Source organism: Dermatobacter hominis (genome assembly GCF_020715685.1).
Classification (GTDB): Bacteria; Actinomycetota; Acidimicrobiia; order Acidimicrobiales; family Microtrichaceae; genus Dermatobacter; species Dermatobacter hominis.
Genome location: NZ_CP085840.1, coordinates 2,233,416 through 2,251,833, shown reverse-complemented (window position 1 = coordinate 2,251,833; position 18,418 = coordinate 2,233,416). Strand labels below are relative to the sequence as shown.

General features: G+C 73.0%; 14 protein-coding genes. 13 read left to right on the top strand and 1 reads right to left on the bottom strand.

What is annotated here, in order from left to right:
• The first annotated feature begins 274 nt into the window (after positions 1-274).
• From LH044_RS10540 to LH044_RS10480, 13 genes are all read left to right on the top strand, one after another.
• A complete protein-coding gene (locus tag LH044_RS10540) occupies positions 275-583 on the top strand; it encodes a type II secretion system protein (protein WP_227759991.1) in 309 nt (102 codons plus the stop codon).
• Between the two features lie 90 nt (positions 584-673).
• Positions 674-1,774 carry a type IV pilus twitching motility protein PilT gene (locus tag LH044_RS10535; protein WP_304512054.1) on the top strand — a complete coding sequence of 367 codons (1,101 nt, stop codon included), beginning with the start codon at positions 674-676 and terminating at the stop codon, positions 1,772-1,774.
• Positions 1,771-2,625, top strand: a complete 855-nt coding sequence (locus LH044_RS10530; RefSeq protein ID WP_227759990.1) for a prepilin peptidase — start codon at positions 1,771-1,773, stop codon at positions 2,623-2,625. The genes LH044_RS10535 and LH044_RS10530 overlap by 4 nt, the downstream gene beginning before the upstream one ends.
• A 248-nt stretch (positions 2,626-2,873) precedes the next feature.
• Positions 2,874-3,350: a type IV pilus modification PilV family protein gene (locus LH044_RS10525; RefSeq protein WP_227759989.1), complete on the top strand. Its 477-nt coding sequence runs from the start codon at positions 2,874-2,876 to the stop codon at positions 3,348-3,350.
• Positions 3,347-5,065 (top strand): PulJ/GspJ family protein, encoded by a 1,719-nt coding sequence (locus LH044_RS10520; protein WP_227759988.1) that lies wholly within the window; start codon positions 3,347-3,349, stop codon positions 5,063-5,065. The genes LH044_RS10525 and LH044_RS10520 overlap by 4 nt, the downstream gene beginning before the upstream one ends.
• Positions 5,062-7,695 carry a hypothetical protein gene (locus LH044_RS10515; protein WP_227759987.1) on the top strand — a complete coding sequence of 878 codons (2,634 nt, stop codon included), beginning with the start codon at positions 5,062-5,064 and terminating at the stop codon, positions 7,693-7,695. Before LH044_RS10520 ends, LH044_RS10515 begins: the two co-directional genes overlap by 4 nt.
• Before the next feature lie 42 nt (positions 7,696-7,737).
• Positions 7,738-9,261, top strand: coding sequence for an LppM family (lipo)protein (locus LH044_RS10510; RefSeq protein WP_227759986.1), 1,524 nt, complete (start codon positions 7,738-7,740; stop codon positions 9,259-9,261).
• A 128-nt stretch (positions 9,262-9,389) separates the two neighbouring features.
• Positions 9,390-10,994 carry a hypothetical protein gene (locus LH044_RS10505; protein ID WP_227759985.1) on the top strand — a complete coding sequence of 535 codons (1,605 nt, stop codon included), beginning with the start codon at positions 9,390-9,392 and terminating at the stop codon, positions 10,992-10,994.
• A gap of 154 nt (positions 10,995-11,148) precedes the next feature.
• Positions 11,149-12,087, top strand: coding sequence for an AAA family ATPase (locus LH044_RS10500; protein WP_227759984.1), 939 nt, complete (start codon positions 11,149-11,151; stop codon positions 12,085-12,087).
• Positions 12,088-12,172: 85 nt separating this feature from the next.
• Positions 12,173-13,249: a DUF58 domain-containing protein gene (locus LH044_RS10495; protein WP_227759983.1), complete on the top strand. Its 1,077-nt coding sequence runs from the start codon at positions 12,173-12,175 to the stop codon at positions 13,247-13,249.
• Complete coding sequence (locus tag LH044_RS10490) at positions 13,242-15,128, top strand: transglutaminase TgpA family protein (RefSeq protein ID WP_227759982.1); 1,887 nt, start codon at positions 13,242-13,244, stop codon at positions 15,126-15,128. Before LH044_RS10495 ends, LH044_RS10490 begins: the two co-directional genes overlap by 8 nt.
• 135 nt (positions 15,129-15,263) lie before the next feature.
• On the top strand, positions 15,264-16,160 hold the full coding sequence (locus LH044_RS10485; protein WP_227759981.1) for an LLM class flavin-dependent oxidoreductase: 897 nt from the start codon (positions 15,264-15,266) through the stop codon (positions 16,158-16,160).
• Between the two features lie 32 nt (positions 16,161-16,192).
• Positions 16,193-17,239, top strand: a complete 1,047-nt coding sequence (locus LH044_RS10480; RefSeq protein WP_227759980.1) for a hypothetical protein — start codon at positions 16,193-16,195, stop codon at positions 17,237-17,239.
• 58 nt (positions 17,240-17,297) lie between these two features.
• On the opposite strand, the gene LH044_RS10475 is transcribed toward LH044_RS10480, so the two are convergent.
• Positions 17,298-18,227 (bottom strand): putative endonuclease domain-containing protein, encoded by a 930-nt coding sequence (locus LH044_RS10475; RefSeq protein WP_227759979.1) that lies wholly within the window; start codon positions 18,225-18,227, stop codon positions 17,298-17,300.
• Positions 18,228-18,418: the final 191 nt, after the last annotated feature.

The following is an 18,418-nucleotide window of genomic DNA, read 5'->3' as shown; positions in this document are numbered from 1 at the left end:
TCCTCGCCTCCATTTGGTGAACTCGCGAGCCGTCGTTATGGCAATAGATGGGGGTCGATCCGGCGCGTCCCATGACGTGAATGGGACCGATGTCCTACCGGGTTGGGTGATTCTGCCCGCACTGCGGTGATAGTGGTCGTCGGCGGTTGACATTCCGCCGGGGCATGAGGCTCAATGGACCTCGTTCTGTCGTGAGGGTGATGAAAGGCCTTGCTGCGACGGGGCAAGGAGGAGGGGGAGATCTCCCTTCCGCTTTCACAGGGAGATTCAGTTCATGAACATGATTGAGAAGCGCAAGCGGAGCATGGGTCAGGGTGGCTTCACCCTCATCGAGCTCCTCGTCGTGGTGGCGATCCTCGCCATCCTCGCCGGCGTGGCGGTCTTCGCGGTGGGCAACCTCACCGACGACGCCGACACCAACGCCTGCAAGGTGGAGAAGGACACCATCAAGACGGCGATCCAGGCCGCGAAGGCGACGTCGGACTCGGCCGACACCTACGCGGACTACCTGGACGGCACGCCGAAGTACTTCACGGTCTCGGGTACGACGATCACCGCAGTGTCCGGCGCGCCCTGCAGCTGAGCAGGACAGCCAAGTGGGCGGGGTCGCTTTGCGGCCCCGCCCGCTACCGTTTTGTAGGACGTTCGCGCACGGCGCGTCGGGAGGGCTCTCGTGCAACTGGTCGACACCACCCCCATGGAGCACCTGCTCCGCTACCTCTGGGACACCCACGCCACCGATCTCCACGTGGCGGCGGGGACCGTGCCGCGCGTGCGGATCGACGGGAAGCTGTTCCCCGTCCCCGATCAGGACGAGTCGAGCGAGCAGTTCGTCGTCGCGGTGCTGGAGGGCCTCATCCACGGCACCGACCGCTCGGTCTTCGAGCAGCAGCGCCAGCTCGACTTCGCGTTCACCTGGGGCGGCACCGCTCGCTTCCGGGCCAACGCGTTCTTCCAGATGGACCGCCCCGCCCTGGCGCTCCGTCTGATCCCCACCGAGATCCCCACGCCCGAACAGCTGGGCCTGCCGGCGGCCACGGCCTCGCTGGTGAACCGACCGCACGGCCTGGTGCTGATGACCGGCCCGACCGGCTCCGGCAAGAGCACCACGCTGGCCGCCATGATCGGCCACATCAACCGCCACCGGCCGGTGCACATCCTGACCATCGAGGACCCGATCGAGTACGTGCACCCCTCGCAGATGGCGCTGGTCAACCAGCGCGAGATCGGGACGGACGCGACCTCGTTCGCCGACGCGCTACGGGCGGCGCTGCGCGAGGACCCCGACGTCGTCCTGGTGGGCGAGATGCGCGACCTCGAGACGATCTCGCTCACGCTGACCCTGGCCGAGACCGGCCACCTGGTGTTCGGCACCGTCCACACCAACGACGCCTCGCAGACCGTCGACCGGATCATCGACGTGTTCCCGTCGGACCAGCAGGCCCAGATCCGGACCCAGTTCTCGATGACGCTCGCATCGGTCATCTCACAGCGTCTGATCCCCCGCATCGGCGGTGGCCGCGTGGCGGCGTACGAGGTGCTGATGGGCACGCCGGCGGTCACGAACCTCATCCGTGAGAACAAGGTCCGCCAGCTGCGGAATGTCATCGCCACCGGCCAGAAGGACGGGATGATGGTGCTGGAGCAGCACCTGGGCCAGCTCGTGACCCAAGGCGTGATCTCGTACGAGGACGCCACGTACGCATCGGTGCACCCCGAGGACATCTCGGCCCTGCAGCCGCACCACGTGGTGCCGAACGGGGCCGACGCGTGACCGGCACGCAGATCGTGCTGCTCGTGTTCGGGACCGTCACGGCGTTCGCCGTCGGCTCGTTCCTCTGCGTGGTCATCGACCGGCTGCCCCTGGCGCTGAACGAGCCCAACGAGTACGGCGACCTCTACGACACCCGCCCGTGGAACGAGGTGCTCGGCGGGCACAGCCGGTGCGACGAGTGCGGCGAGCCGATCCGGGCGATCGACAAGATCCCGGTCCTCTCGTGGATCCTCCTCCGCGGGCGCTGCCGGGGTTGCTCCGAGCGCATCCCGGCCTTCCACCCGGTCGTCGAGCTCCTGACGCCTGCGCTGTTCCTGGCGGCGGTGTGGGCGATCGGTTGGGACTGGCGGCTGCTGCCGGTGCTCGGCCTGATCCCGGCCGGGATCGCCGTGAGCGTGATCGACATCCGCACGATGATCGTGCCGACCCGGGTCGTCTGGCCGGCGTTCGGCGCGGTGGTGGCGCTGTCGGTCGTGACGGCGGCGATCGAAGGGGAGTGGTCCTGGCTGCTCGCGGCCGCGACCGGACTGGCCGCGCTGGCCGGCCCGCTGTTCGTGCTCTGGTTCTTCCTGCCGTCCGGCATGGGGTTCGGCGACGTGCGGCTGGCCGTGCTGCTCGGCTGGACGATCGGCTTCTACGCCGGCACGCGACCGGTGGCGGCCGTGCTGCTCGCGGTCATCACGCTGTTCTTCGCGGCCGTGATCGGGCTGGTGATGGGGATCGCCGTCATGGGAGCCCGGGGTCGCAAGGCGAAGGTGCCGTTCGGCCCCGCGCTGGTGATGGCCGCGTTCCTCTCCATCGCGCTCGCCGAGCCGATCCTCGACTCGTTCGGTGTCTGGGCGCTGAGCTGAGCCACGCTTCGTCCGGAGGTTCGAGGGCTCGAGGGCCCGCGGCGATCGGACCATCCGCCCCATCCGAGCGCTCCCGTGGGCGCGGGGGTGGCGCCAGGGCGCGCTCCGAGGTGGGGTCGAGGAGCGGGTCGCGTTGACAGGTCGGCGGGCTCGCGGGAGGCTTTCGGCGCCGTGGCGGGCCGATCTCCTCGTGCGGCATGCATGGTCCGTCGCCGACCGGGGCAGGTGCACGGGGCTGAGGGAGCGACGTGGCGAGTGCGATTCGGCGTCGGAAGGGCCACCAACCCGACGCCAGACCGAACCGAGCTGGGGGACGCCACGCGCTCGGTCGCGCCCGCTCACAGGGCGGGTTCTCGCTCGTCGAGTCGCTCGCCGCGCTGCTGCTGACGACGGTCGTCATCCTGGGCGTCGCCGCAGGGATCATCACGACGGTCACCGCGACGGAGAGCGTCGCCCGGACGCAGAAGGCCGAAGCGGCGCTCACCGACGCCACCGAGGCGGTGAAGGCGCTGCCGTACCAGCCCTGCGCCGCGACCTACTCCGCCATCCCCGGCGCCGCGGTCACCGCCGTCGAGTACCTGCAGCCCGGAACCGGCGGTGAGGTGTACGCCACGAGCCCGTGCAGCGTGGCGACCGATGTCGCGCAGCGCATCACGATCTCGGTCGACGGCCGGACCGCGGCGATCGTCAAGCGGAACCCCTCGGCCACGGCGGTGACGCCGTGACCCGGCGGATCGCTGCGGGACCGGCGGTCGCGAGGTTCGTCGAGCGTCGTCGCCGGAAGGGCCAGGCCGGGATCACCCTGATGGAGATCCTCATCGCCCTCGCGATCGCCTCGCTGCTCGTGGTCCCGCTCGGGGCGTGGACCTTCGGGACGCTCCGGGCCGGCTTCGTGACGCAGGACGAGCTCGGCCAGGCCAACGCGACCGGCCTCCTCAACACGTACTTCCTGCGCGACGTCGCCTCGGCCCGCGCCTTCGTCACCCCGGCCGGCGGGGTCACCAACTGCGCCGGTGCCACGTCGCAGCGACCGCTCGTCCGCCTCATCCAGTCGGGCGACGTGACGACGAGCGTGGTCTACGCCGTCGGGCTCGGCCCCGATCCGGTGGCGCTGCTCCGCAACACCTGCGCGCCGAACGGCGACCTCGTGGACTCCGTCGAGGTGATGACCCGGGTGCAGGGCAGCGGTGCCGGCGCCGACTGCCTCACCGCCGCAGGCACGACCATCGCGTGCGACCAGCCCGACGCCGTCCGGGCGCGAATGACCGTGCCCAAGCTGCACAACGACGGCACGGTGGTCCCGCTCGTGGTCAGCGGGACCCGCCGCACCACCGGAGCCGGGACGGGCTTCGCCCAGTCCAACCCGCCGTTCGCAGGCTTCACGCTGAGTCCGGGCGACCGGGGCTACACGACGACCGAGTTCACCGCCACGAGCACGTCGACCGACCCCGACGGCGACGACCTCACGCTGACGTGGTCGTTCCCCGCCGACGCCGACGTCATCGGGATGAGCCCCGACAGGAAGACGGTGCGCTTCCGCCTCCCAAACCCCGGCGACGTCGGCCTCACCGCCAGCGACGGGTCCAACGCGACGAACGGCTCGAAGTCGATCGACATCATCAAGCGCCCGCCGATCGTGAGCGCAGACACGGCGTGCACCCTCGTCTCGGGTCGGACCTTCGCCCTCGTGGGATCCGCGAGCGATCCCGACGGCGATGCGGTGACCGTCGCCTGGGTCGACCCGACGGGAGCTCCGATCGTCGGGCCCCAGTGGACCGCGCCCGACGGGGCGACCGGTGGCCAGACGCTGACGTTCACCGCGACGGACGACACGGGCAGGACGTCCGTGCAGACCGTCTCCTGCTACGTGGCGGCCCCGGTGGACGAGGGCATCACGATCTCCCCGACGCCGACCCCTGGCGGGGTCGTCAACGCCGTCCCGCCCAACGGTTCGCTGGAGGTCTCCTTCAAGGCGGTCAACCCGGGCGCGTCCGTCATCGACTGGCTGCTGTACGTGAAGGGCTCGCCAACGCCGGTGAACTCGGTCTCCGCGACCGATCCGTGGAAGCTGCCGTTCCTCTCGTCCGAAGAGGGCGAGTACGAGATCGTGCGCGTGACCGACGGCGTGCCCGGCCAGCGCGTGGGCTTCCGGGTGAACGTCCAGCCGGCCGTCACGCTCGCCGTCACCTCGCAGAACGGCGCGGTGCCCACGTTCACCGTGGGGTTCGCGTCGTCGGCGACCGACTCCGGCGCCGGGTCGGTCGTGGCCACGACGTGGGACTTCGGCGACGGCACCGTGATCGACGCGCCTGCGGGCGACGTGTCGCACACCTACGTCGCGCCCGGGACGTACACCGTGCGGTTCAGGGCCATCGACAACGATGGCGGCGTGGGCGAGGCGGTCCTCCCGCTCGTCGTGGCACCGGCAGGTGGCGGATGAGCGCGCTCGCCGCCGCCATCCACGCCGCTCGTCGCCGCGCTCGCCGCGACGAGGGCGGCTACCTCCTCATCTACGTCCTCGGCATCATCGGCCTGACGTCGGTGCTGGTCATCGCGCTGCTCGGGCTCGCGCTCACCTCGGCGAAGGTGGCGGCGATCGAGTCGCAGCAGGCCCGGGAGGCCCGGGCGGCCGACGGCGCGCTCGAGTCCCTGGTGGCCGACATCGCGTCGCGCGGCGGCGACGTGTGCGGCAACCCGACCGACTGGCCGAGGACCGTGGACGGATCCCCCGACGTCTCGGTGGACTGCACGTTCAGCGGCGTGTCCGACGACCCCGACGCCAAGCTCCCCGGGCCCGACGTGGAGATCGTCGGGACCGACGCCTACGCCGGCGGGATCAACCCCGTCCCCTCGGTGCCCGGGGTGTCGAACCCGAGCTTCGTGGTCCGGGGGTCGAGCTCGCCTGCGACCTTCTCGTCGGACGTGTTCGTCCAGGACGGCGCCGCGCCGGCCCGCTCCGGTGGGTCGCCGGCCGTCGACGTCGCCGGCCAGTACGAGCAGGCTGCGACGGTCGGGGGCGGCGGCTGCGGTGCGCTCGGGACGCCGGGCCCCAATCAGATCTCCGATGCGGGCGGCGAGGGTCAACCTTCGTGCGGTGGGCCGGTGACCGCCACGACCGTGGAGGCGCCGTACCCCGCGGACGGCATCCCGAGCGTGCCGACGCGTCCGATGACGTGTCCGAACGTGTCGCTCGCTCCCGGTCGCTACAGCCCGACCGAGATCACCCGTCTCAACGACATCCTGGGCGGCAGCCAGTCCTGCACGGTCGTCTTCGAGCCGGGGGTCCACTACCTCGACGTCTTCGATCCGGCCCGCACCGGCGACGCCCGGAACAGCCTGACGATCTCGAACCGGAACGTGCGGGTGATCGGCGGCGTGCCCACCCCGACGATGACGTTCCCGAACGCGTGCGAGTCGGGGCCGACCTCACCGGGCGTGCAGATCGTGCTGTCGGCCCGCTCCGCCGTCCGCCACATCGGCGGGAATGTCGCGCTCTGCCCCATGCACCAGAACGGCGGCGCCGTCCCGGTGCTCCGGCAGTCGGGGTCCGCCGACACCCAGCCCCAGTTCGTGTCGGCGAGCTCGGCGAACTTCTCCGGCGGCGCCGCGGCGTTGGCCGGTCCGGGCGGCTGGAGCAGCGCGCAGATGTGTGCGTGGACGTGGACCTTCGAATGGGGTTTCTTCGTCGCCTGCAACCCGCAGTCGTTCGACACGACCTGGCGCTCGGCCGGCACCGGGCCGCTCCGGTCGGCCTCGGCGGTGCTCGACCTGCAGGAGCGGCCGATCCTGACGATCGCGAGCGGACCGGACGACCCCGGCTCCCAGCACGCCGTCGACGTGCGGGTCCGGTTCACGGTGACGCCGGCGACCGGTCCCAGCTGCACGACCGACCTCCTGCCCGCCGGCCGGAGCTACGGCGGATCGATCAGCTACGACCTCCTGAACGGATCGTGCGCGTCGGTGCTCACCAACCAGAACCAGATCGACGGCGCTCACGTGTCGGCCACGTTCAGCTGGCAGGGCGCCGTCAACCAGGGCCTCATCCTCGACGTCCGGAACATGCGGATCGAGACGAACTCGTTCGACGTCCGCGCCAGCGGTCCGGGCCCGTCCGATGCGGCGTGGGGTTCGACGGTCGACGGCGCCCGGGTCCCCGACTCGGCGTCCGCCCAGGCGACGCAGAACTATGCGCTCCAGGATCCGAACTGGCTGGCCGGTGGCGGGGCGTGGGCTCCGATCAACCACGTGACCCGGACGCTGACGCTCAACCAACTGTCGTTGCCCAGCGGGCTGAACGGCTCGGACCGACTCGACCGCCTGGCGGTGAAGATCCGCGGGCCGGTCAACGAGGTGTCCTTCCTCGCCGATCCGGTCGACGGCGGCCTCATGAAGGTCGAGCTCGTCGATCCGGGGACCGGCGCGGTCGTGTGCTCGACCGGTGAGGACCAGTCGACGAGGGCGTACGGCCAGTCGAACCAGTACCTCCGGTTCGACCTGATCAGCCCCGGGAACTGCGGCCAGCTCCAGACGGCCAGCCAGCTGCAGGGCCTGCGGCTCCGGCTGTCGTACCGGACCGGTTGCGCACTCCTCTCCCTGACCAACGCCCCGGTGATCCAGGGCAGCGACTGCGCTGGCGTGCCGATCCCGAAGGTGGACTCGGTCTCGCTGTCGGTCGGGACGAACACGGTCACGTCGCGCCCGCCCTACTCGTCGGTGAGCGTGGACACGTCGAACGGCACGTCGTTCGACGTGTTCGGACCCGTGGTGCTCCCCAGGTCCGACCTCGATGTCCGGTGGGTCGGGACGACGAGCTGGCTCGGAGGATTCAGCCGGCCGATCTTCGAGGGCAAGCTCCAGGTGCACGGGCTGGGCGTCGACCAGATCGGCGGCGAGCAGGGCGTCGTGTGCTGCGTGGCCGGCCGCGACGCCGCGGTGCTGGTGGCCCGCGTCGACGGCGAGATCCGCGCCCAGGCCGCGATCCGGGTGAACCCGGCGGCGCAGGGCTCTGCCTCCGCTCGACGCGGCGTCGAGGTCCTCAGCTGGAAGATCTGCGGTCGCAACGGCTGTTGATCGGTCGTTGGACCGCACGGGGTGCTGGTCCACACTGGTGCGATGCAACGACGGAGGGGAACCCGCTCGTGGTGGGCGGTCGCGGCCACGGCGCTGATCGTGCTGCTCGCCACCGGTTGCCTGCGCGCCGACGTCAACGTGCACGTCGACGACGACCGGTCGGGGTCGGTCGAGCTCGACCTCTACTTCAGCGAGGAGTCGCTCCGCCTCGCAGGGCTCAACCCTGACGACCTCAAGGACCTGGCCGAGACGGCGACCGCCAGCCAGGAGGGGATCGACATCTCGACGATCGCCGCCGACGGCGAGCGCGGCATCCGGATGACGATCGAGTTCGACGACTACCGCCAGCTCGCGAGCGCGCTGACCGAGGGCGACGTCCAGGGCCGGACGCTGCGCCTGTTCCAGTCCTTCGAGATCAGCGAGGGGCCCGAGGGGAAGTGGTCGCTCCAGGCCGAGGTCGACCCCGGCGGCTTCGACGCCGTCCTGAACGAGATCCCGGCCTCGTTCCCGACCGAGGACCTCGACCCCGACGACGTCGAGGTCAACTTCTCGGTCACGTTGCCCGGCGAGGTGGCCCGGACGAACGCGACGTCGAGCGATGGCGGCACCGCGACGTGGGTGCTGGCGGGCTCCGATGCGGCGACGACGCTGACGTTGGAGAACGAGCCGTCGTCGGTCAGTCCGCTCCAGTGGGCGATGATCGGCATCGCAGCGCTGATCGTGATCGGACTCATCCTGCTGCTGGTCACCGCCGCGGGCGGCCGCCGCCGCCGTCGACGCGGGGCGGCGCGCCACTCGCTCGAGACTTCCGCTCCGCAGGGCTGGGCGCCCACCGCCCCTCCGCCGATCCCGGTCGGTCCCGATGGCTGGTCCTCGCCGCCGCCGTACTCGTCGCACGGCTGGGGGGATGCAGCCCCGAGCACGCCTGCTCCGCCGACCGCGGCGGGTACTCCGGCTCCCACCGCGCCGCCGGTCGGCACTGCGCCGCTCGGCGGGACCCAGACCGAGGACCTGCTCGCCGCTGCGCTCGCTGCGTCGAGCGGCATGACGGCAGAGCAGCCGACGGCGCCGAACCCGTCCCCGGCGGGCCCGGCCGCCCCGATCGGCGGGGTCGCCACGCCGCCCACCACGCCGATCGGACCCGACGCCGGGGCGCCCGCCGACCCTGGGCCGGCAGGCTGGGCGCCGCCCGTCGGGCCGCCGATCGACCCCGATCGGGTGGGACCCCCGGTGCTGCCGGCCGGGTTCGTGCCGAGACCCGACGTCCCCTTCCCCGAGACGCACTCCTACGGGCAGGCGACCGAGCCGGTGGTGCCGGCGCCGTACGCCCCGACCGCAGCTCCCACCGGTCCTCCGCCGTCCGGCGACCCCGGCCGGCTCGGTCCGCCGACGCTCCCCGACGGCTTCGTCCCGACGCCGCCCGGGGCGTTCCCCGACACGCACGGCGGCGGACCGCCGCCCACCGACCGGCCGCCGCCGTTCACCGGGTCGCCGGCGCCGCCGACCGGCGCAGACCCTGCGGCCGGTCCCGACGACGACGAGGCCTCGGACGACGGTCCGGGCTGAGCCTGGCCCGCTGGGGGATCGCGGGCGACGTCGAGGTGGGATCGGTCGACGCCGTCCGTAGCCTCGGGTGATGGAGTGCCGCCGCGGTGTGAAGGGCTCCGCCGTGCCCGACGTGGCGGCGGGCTGAGGTGCAGCCGAGCGTCCTCGACGAGGTGGTGGCCGACGAGGTCGGTCGCGCCGCTCCGCGCGGCGACGACCGGACGCCGCTGACGCGGAGCGAGCTCGTCGCGGTCGTGGGCACCGTCGTCGCCTTCGTCGCCACCGCGGTCGTCGTGCTGCGCACGCGGTGGGCCGCGATCGGCGACGTCGCGATGATGGAGATGCTGGCCCGCGACGTGCCGGGCCACCTGCCGCTCGTCGGGGTGTACTCGCGGTTCGGGTGGTCCCATCCCGGGCCGCTCCAGCTCTGGTGGTCGGCCGGGTTCCTCCGGACCTTCGGCCCCAACGGCCTGATGGTGGGTGCGCTGGCGTGGCACCTCGCCGCGGTGCTCGCGGCGTGGTGGATGGCGCGGCGAATCGCCCGGGTCGCCGGGTGGTGCGTGCTGATCTCGATGCTGGCGGTGCTGGCCGCCGTGACGGCGCAGGTCGGCCACAGCCCGTGGAACCCGTACGTGTCGCTCGTCGGCGCGGGCACGGTGATCGTGGCGGCCTGGGCGACGGCGGAGCGCCAGCCCTGGGCGCCGACCGTCCTGGTCGTGGTGGGGTCGATGTTGGTGCAGGCGCACGCCGCCACCGCGCCGCTCGTCGCGTTCGTGGCGGTCGCCGGCCTGGGCCTGGCGGTGTCGACCTCCCGGCAGGACGGCGGGCCGCCCGTGCCGAGGCGCTCGCTCGACGTGGCCGTCGCGGTGGGGCTGCTGCTGTGGATCGGGCCGGTGCTCGACCAGGTCCTGTCCGACTCGCCCAACGCGATGCTGTGGCAGATGGGCGGCGAGGGCCCGCAGGTCGGGCTGGGCCAGGCCGTGAGCACGCTGACCCGATCGTTCGCCTGGGTGCCGAGCTGGCTGACCGCCGCCGGGCCCGGGCGGCCGCTCGTCGGGTCCGCCTGGGCGGTGCCCGTGTGGCTCGTCGTCCCGATCGGCGGCGCGGTCGCAGCCGTCGTCCGCCGCGACCGGCCGTTCGTGAGGGGATCGATCCTCGCAGGCGTGTCCATGGTGGCCGCCGTCGTGTCCTCGGCGATGATCCGGGGCGAGTACCACCACCACCTCGCCGTGATCCAGCGCCCGGTCGCGGCGGTCGCCATGGCCATCGGTGCGGCGGCGCTGATCCGGAACCTCCGCTGGACGGCGACGTCGTCGATCGCGGTCCGCCGGCTCGCATCGGTGTCGGCCGCGGTCGTGGTGTGCGCGCTCGCCGCCACGGTGTGCCTGCGGCAGTACGTCGAGGACGACCGGGAGGAGTCCGACCCGGCCCTGATCGGGTTGGCCGACGACGTCGCCGCCCGTCTGGACGTCGACGACACGCTCGTGTTCTGGGCGCCCGGGCGGCCCGAGTACTGGCACGCGCCCACCTACGGGCTGATGGCGCAGCTCGAGCAGCGCGGCTTCGAGGTCACGCAGCTCGACGCCCAACCACGGACGATCGGCGCGCACCGGGTGGCCGACGACGGGACCGACGGCGTCGACATCGCCGTGGTCGAGGGCCCGGTCGGCGACGACCGAGCCGGGTGGGAGGTCGTCGCGACGACCGGTGGCGCAGCGCCGATCACCGTGGTGGCGCGCCCGAGGTCGGGGTGACCTGCCGGGCCCCGGCGCGGTCCGCACCGCGTCGCGGCGAACGTGCGAGACCGGTGGTCCAGACTGGTGCGATGTGTCGGAGGGACCGAGGACGGAGGGTGTCGACGCACGTCGCCCCGCAGGGATCGGCGGGGCGAACGGCCGGATCGGGCCGATGAGGGCGCCGACCGACGTCGCCGCCGCCCTGCGCACCGCTGTCGCCACGACGGTGCGGGGCAAGCCCGAGGCGGTCGACCTCGCCGTCGCCACGCTGCTGGCCGGTGGCCACCTGCTCGTCGAGGACCTCCCCGGCACCGGCAAGACGCTGCTCGCCCGGAGCCTCGCGGCGGCGATCGGCGGACGGTTCGGGCGCGTCCAGTGCACGCCCGACCTCCTGCCGTCCGACATCACCGGCACCTCGGTCCACCGGCCCGACAGCGGTGAGTGGCAGTTCCGGCCCGGCCCGCTCTTCGCCAACGTCGTGCTCGTGGACGAGGTCAACCGCGCCTCGCCCCGCACCCAGGCCGCGCTGCTCCAGCCGATGGAGGAGCACCACGTCACCGTCGACGGCACGACCTGGAACCTGCCCGAGCCGTTCCTCGTCATCGCGACGCAGAACCCGTTCGGCCAGGTCGGCACCTTCCCGCTGCCCGAGAGCCAGCTCGACCGCTTCGCGCTGGTGCTGTCGATGGGCCTGCCGGAGCGCAGCGCCGAGCGCGAGATCGTCACCGGTCAGGGCGGCACCGGGGTGCTCGGCTCGGTGCAGGCGGTGACCTCGCCCGACGAGCTCGTCGCAGTGCAGCGCGCCGTGGCCGAGCTCTACGCCGCCGACGCGATCGTCGACTACCTGCTCGACCTCGTCGAGGCCACCCGCACCGACGTGCGGCTGAGCCACGGCGTGTCGCCCCGGGTGTCGACCGGGATGATCGGCCTGGCCCGTGCCCGCGCCGTCGTCGACGGGCGCGACTTCGTGACCCCCGAGGACGTGCAGGCGATCTTCGTCGGCGCCTGCCGGCACCGGGTGATGGTGGACGGTCGCGTCGACTCGGTCGGGGCCGGCGCCATCCTCACCGAGCTGCTCGGCCGGGTGCCCGTCCCGCGGCCCACCGCCTGATGGCGCACCCCCTCAGCGCTCTGTCACGGCTGGCGGTGCCGAACAGCACCGCCAGCCGTGACAGAGCAGGGGAGGAGGCGCCGGCATGAGACCGGGGCGCCGCGTCGACGTGGCGAGCCTGCCGCCCGACACCCGGCCCGCCCGCCGGTTCCGGGTCCACCCGACGCCGACGGGCGTCGTGTCGATCGTCGCGCTCGTGCTGTTCCTCGCCATCGCCCCCGCGGTGGCCGACCCGGCGATGGCGGGCTTCGTGTGGGCCGCCCTGCTCGGCCTGGTCCTCGTCGGGACGGCATGGCCGTGCCTGACGGTGATGGTCGTCCGGGTCGAGCCCGACGCCGACACGATCGGCCAGGGCCCGCGGCCGGTGCGGGTGGGGGAGGCCACGTCGGTCCGGCTGCAGGTCGGGTCCCGCCTGTCCGAGGTGGCGCTCCGGTGGGTCGACGCCGCCGAGGCCGTGCCGCTCGGCGCCGGACCGGCGACCGAGGTCGACGTGCCCCTGGTGCCGGCGCGCCGGGGCCGGTTCGATCGCCTCGCCGTCCGGATCACGAGCGATGCGCCGTTCGGGATGGTCAGCGCGTCGCGGGCCGTCGTCGTCACGCCCCGCCGGCCCTTCGAGGTCGGCCCCCGCCCCATCGACGTCGAGCGCCTGCCCGAGCCCGACGCCGGTGCGTTCGGCGAGCTGGCCACGACGTCGACCGGCCACTCGGGCGACACGACCCGATCGGTGCGGCCCTACGTCACCGGCGACCCGGCCCACCTCGTCCACTGGCCGACGACCGCCCGCACGGGAGAGCTCGTGGTGCGGGAGATGGAGCCGCCGGCCGACCGTGCCGTGGCGATCGTCGTCGACCTCGGGCCGGGGCCCGGGCCGGTGCCGACGGGCCCCGACGAGCTGCCGCTGATGCCGACGACGCCGCTGCGCGAGGGCGAGGACCGGGCGGCCGAGGGCGCCGTCGCCCGTTCTGCGGCGATCGTGGCCGAGCTGCGTGGCCGGGGGGTGCGCGTGATGCTGTGCACCGCCGAGCCGCAGCCGCGCGTCGGCGAGGTGGGCGACGACGCGATGGCGATGTCGCGGTTGGCCGCGGCGACCGCCGGCACGCCGGGCCCGGTGCCGCACGGGTGGTCGGTGCTGCGGGTCACGCCGAGGGGCGACCGTGGTTGAACGGCCGCCGCCCGAGCGCCCGCGCACGCCCGTCTGGCCCACAGCGACCGAGGACCGCGAGCGCGCCGGCACCGGCGTCACGATCGCCGTCGCCGTCCTCCTCGGCGCGTCGTTCCGGCTCGCGCTCGGCAGCCTGCAGGTCGGCGAGGGCGGCACGTTCTTCGTCAACGCCGCGGTGCTGACCGCCGTGCTGGCCGTGGTGGCCCTCCGGTCCATCCCGCTGCGCTGGGTCGTGCGGTCCTACGCCCTCGTCGGGGGCGGCCTGCTGTTCCGGCTCGGCGTGCTCGGCGACGGCACCGGCGTGACGGGGGCGTCCGACGTGCTGCTGTGGGCGCTCTGCACCGCCGGCGCGCTGGCGCTGTGCCCGTCGCCCGTCCCCCGATCCGCGACCTCTCCCGTCCCGACCACCCGTTCTGTGATGCTCGATACGTCTGCATCGACGTATCAAGCATCACAGAACGGGGGTGGGCGGGGCCCTCGTCGGTCGGACCCGTGGGCGGTCGTCCGTGGAGCGGTCACCGCCGTCGTGCTCGTCGCGGCGGTGGTGGTGATCGCCGGGCCCTGGGCCGGGCAACGCTCGCCGGTCGCGCCCTCCAGCGGATCCGATCCCGACGAGCTCGACAGCGGTCCGCAGAACCCGCTCACGCTCCAGCAGCGGCTCGACATGACCCGGCGGCCGCGCCTGACCGACGCGACCGTCATGACCGTCCGCTCCGACATCGTGAGCTTCTGGCGCACCGCGACCTACGACCGGTGGGACGGCACGAGCTGGCGGAACACCGACGATCGGCGATACCGGTCGATCGGCGACAGCGGTCGCGTGTTCCCGTCCGCCGACGACCTGGCCGCCAGCACCGGCGAGGAGTCGCAGCAGGAGTTCCGGCTCGAGAGCCGGTTCGCCAACGTGCTGCCGGTCGCGCCGTCGGCCTCGATCATCGAGTCGGACGACCGCCTCGTGCAGGGCCCCGACGGATCGATCGTCGCCCCCGACGCCCTCGGCCAGGGCGCGACGTACACGGTGACCAGCCGCCAGGTGCCGGTGACGTCGGCCGACCTCGCCGCCGTCGACGACGCAGTCCCCGTCGACCTCGCCGAGCGCTACGCCTCGTCACCCGAGACGACGTCGAGGGTCCGCGAGCTCGCCCGGCGCGTCGTGGCCGAGGCCGGCGCCGGGACCGAGTTCGCCAAGGTGCAGGCGCTCGAGGCGTGGATGGGCGACAACCTCGAGTACTCGCTCGACGCACCGCTCGCCCCGCAGGGCGTGGACGTGGTCGACGACTTCCTGTTCGAGTCCAAGGTCGGGTGGTGCGAGCAGATCGCCAGCAGCCTCGTGGTCATGCTGCGCGAGGTCGGGGTGCCGGCGCGGCTCGCCACCGGCTTCGCGCCGGGCGAGGAGGATGGGGCCAGCGGGCGCTTCGTGGTGCGGGAGCGCGATGCCCACGCGTGGGCCGAGGTGTGGTTCCCCGGCGTCGGCTGGATCCCGTTCGACCCGACGGCCGAGGTGCCGCTGGCCGGCGACGCCGACAACGGCTTCGAGCTGCCGATCGGCTTCGTCGGGCTCGCCGTGGCGCTCCTCTTCGTCGCCGCCGTCGTGGTCGTGTCGCCCCCGCTGGCCCGGCGGCTGCACGCGTGGCGCGAACGGCGGGCGATGGCCCGAGCGGCGGACCGCTTGGCGAAGGAGCGGTGGGACGTGCGGGCCGAGCGGGAGCTCGAGGAGCTGGGTGCGGAGGTCGGGCGGCCCCGTGCCCCGGCCGAGACCGTGTCGGCCCACGCACGGGACCTCGCGTCGGTCACCGGCCGACCGGAGCTGGCCGAGCAGGGCGAGGCCGTCGACCGGTTCCGCTACCAGCCCCCGCCGGACGGCGACGGGTCGACCTGACCCCCTTTGTCGCCGTTATGGCGCCGGCTTCCGTCGCCATGCGACGAAAACCCACGCCAGAACGGCTCGGAGCAGTGCCGGGCGGCCTGGGGTCCGCTTCGGTCGGGTGGCCGGTGGTCGTTAGAGTCCGGCGCCATGGAGATCGGCGTCGCTCTGCCCACGATGGCCCGTGAGTACCACCGGCGGACCACCATCACGTGGTCCCAGGGGATCGACGCGGGGCCGTTCTCCAGCATCTCGTGCGGCGAGCGCATCAGCTTCCACAACCAGGAGATGCTGGTGACCAACGCCGCGGCCGCCGCGCTGACGGAGCGGGTGCGGGTGTTCGTCAACGTCGCCGTCGGGCCGCTGCACGCCCCCGGCGTCCTGGCCAAGCAGCTCGCCACGCTCGACGTGCTCTGCGATGGCCGCCTGACCGTCGGCCTCGGCGTCGGCGGCCGGGAGCACGACTACATCAGCGCCGGGTCGCCGTTCGCCAGGCGGCACCAGCGCCTCGACGATCTCGTCGCCGAGATGCGCCGCCTCTGGGCCGGCCACCCCGCGTTCGACGGCGCGGATCCCATCGGGCCGACGCCGGTCCAGCACGGTGGCCCCGAGCTCCTCGCCGCGGCGATGGGACCCAAGTCGCTCGCCCGGGCGGCGCAGTGGGCGGCGGGGATCTCCGGCTTCTCGATCGACGCCGACGGCCCCGGCATCGCGGCCGCCGTCGCAGCGGCGAACCAGGCCTGGACCGATGCCGGTCGGACCGAGGCGCCGCGCCACGTGACCGGGTGCTTCGCCGTGCTCGGCACCGACGACGATCGGGGCGTGCTGCAGTCGTTCACCTACGACTACCTCGCCATCTTCGGGGATCGCTTCGCCCGGGCGATGGCGGACTCGGCAGCGGTGTGGAACGTCGACCGGGTCAACCAGGTCCTCGACGAGGCCGAGGCGGCGGGCGTGGACGAGTTCATCCTCGTCCCCGGCACGACCGACCCGGCGTGCCTCAGCGCCATGACGGCCGCGGTCCGGGAGCGGACGGGCGCCTCGTGAGGGGACGGCGGGATCACGGGCGGGCGCATCACGTGAGCCGGGTCGTCGGGGCGGTCGGGCTGGTCGCGGCGCTGGCCCTGGTCGTCGGGTCGTGCGGCGGTGGTGGGGGCGACGACGACGCCGACCGCAAGAAGGGCAAGGCCACCAGCTCGACGACCACCACGGCGGCGACCGCCGCTCCCGAGGCGGCGCTCATGGATGCGCTGTGCGGTGGCGCGCCGAAGGTCACCGACGTCGGCGTCATCGAGTCGCCCGACATCACCGAGGCGAGTGGCCTCGTCGCCTCCTGGAACAACACCGGCGACGGCGCGAACGGGGTGTGGTGGATCCACAACGACAGCGGCGACGCCGCCCGCCTCTTCGCCATTGACGGCGCCGGCAAGCTGCTGGCGACCGTCGAGCTCACCGGCGCGGAGGCCCGGGACTGGGAGGACATCGCCGTCGGCCCGCCGGCGCTGCCCGGCGGCAGCCCGCAGCTGTACGTCGGCGACATCGGCAACAACAAGGCCATGCTGGCCGATCCGACCGCTCGCAAGAGCGTGCGCATCTACCGGCTCGACGAGCCGGTCGTCCCCACGACCCCGCCGGCCGACGGGTCCGCCCCTCCGGTGCTGCAGGCCTCCGTCACGACGTTCTCGCTGCGGTACCCGGAGCAGCCCTACGACGCCGAGGCCATGATCGTCGACCCGATCGTGGGCGACATCAACATCATCACCAAGGACTGGGGCCGCACGGGCGAGTCGCTCGTGTTCCAGATGCCGAAGGTGGCCACGATCGCAGACGGGACGAGCATCGACATGCTGCCGGCAGGTTCGGTGCCGCTCGAGGCCGGCGCCCTGGTCACCGCCGGCGACGTCACGCGGGACGGCTCGCTCGTCGCGCTGCGGACCTACGGCGGCGTCGAGGTCTACCGGCGGCCCGAGGGCGAGCAGCTGGCCAAGGCGTTCGAGACCACTCCGTGCGAGGGGCCGGCGCCGACCGAGGTCCAGGGCGAGTCGCTCGGCTTCGCCCCCGACGGCGGGTCGTACCTGACGACGTCCGAGGGCGACCACCAGGTCCTCCACCGCACCACCCCCTGACCGTCCCCCACCTCTCCGCTTTGTGATGCTCGATACGTCTGGATCGACGTATCGAGCATCACAGAACCCTGGGTCGTCGACGGCACGCGTCGATGCCCGCCTGCACCTTCGGGGCGAGCACCCACGGGTGGCCCCAGACGTCGTCCTCCCAGAGCTCGACCCAGACGAAGCCGGCGGCTTCCAACGCCGATCGTCGAGCAGCGTCCGCCTGCCGGTTGATCAGCGAGGCGTGGTACATGTTGCTCTGCACCTCCACCACGACGGGCAGGCCGACGACGCGGAGGTCGACCCGACCGGTCCACGCGTGGTCACATCCGACGTCGACCTGGCGCTCGACCCGTATGCCGGCCTCGCGGAGGACCTGGATCGCCCTGCTCTCGAGGCCGGTCGCCGGCGGCCGGTAGTCCACGCCTCGGGCGTCGAGATAGGACCTCAGGCCCGCTACGCCGTTCCGCCCGCTCCGACCCATGTCGGACAGGAACATTTCGATCGACCGCCCGGACAGCCGTCCCATCGACCACAGGACGTCGACACGTCGCTCAGCCGACTCCGATAGCGAGCAGGCGAAGAGCTGCATGGCGACCATCTCCGGTGCCACGACCGGGATGCCCCGCACCTCCGTCATCCACCGATCGGGGATGCGACGGACCCGGTGGTAGCCGACGTCCGTGCGGTAGCGACGGGTGGCGACCGTTCCGACGATCTGGATCGGCAGCAGGGGTGCGCCCGCGCAGCCGAACAGGTGGGCGCCGGTCAGGAACGCTGCGCCGGCTCCTGAGCCGTGGTCCAGCACCGCGGCCACGACGCGTTGGTCGGCGGTCGGTGCGGAACCGCGACGCCGGACCACCCCGGATCCGACGCGTTCCCAGTGGCGGGAATCGAGCAGGCGCCGGATCTGGTCGTGCGTCAACCCGGCCGCGATGAGCTCCCAGGTCGCCACCACCCCGTGGCGGTGCTCGGCGAGCCGTTCGACGACGTCGTGGTACACGTGCGCCACCATCGACCACGTGCGGTGCTCCCGTCACCGGGGACCGATCCCCGGCCGTTCTGTGATGCTCGATACGTCTGGATCGACGTATCGAGCATCACAAAGCGGGTACCGGCCGGGTACTGGCGGGGCCGTGGGGCGGGGCGGACCGCTAGGGTCCCGAGCGGTCCAGCGGTCGTGCGCCAGGGGGG

Bases quoted from the DNA above. Each gene is read 5' to 3' on its own strand.
- LH044_RS10495 (WP_227759983.1), top strand. From the start codon at position 12,173: ATGAGACCGGGGCGCCGCGTCGACGTGGCGAGCCTGCCGCCCGACACC.
- LH044_RS10515 (WP_227759987.1), top strand. From the start codon at position 5,062: ATGAGCGCGCTCGCCGCCGCCATCCACGCCGCTCGTCGCCGCGCTCGC.
- LH044_RS10510 (WP_227759986.1), top strand. From the start codon at position 7,738: ATGCAACGACGGAGGGGAACCCGCTCGTGGTGGGCGGTCGCGGCCACG.
- LH044_RS10540 (WP_227759991.1), top strand. From the start codon at position 275: ATGAACATGATTGAGAAGCGCAAGCGGAGCATGGGTCAGGGTGGCTTC.
- LH044_RS10500 (WP_227759984.1), top strand. From the start codon at position 11,149: ATGAGGGCGCCGACCGACGTCGCCGCCGCCCTGCGCACCGCTGTCGCC.
- LH044_RS10485 (WP_227759981.1), top strand. From the start codon at position 15,264: ATGGAGATCGGCGTCGCTCTGCCCACGATGGCCCGTGAGTACCACCGG.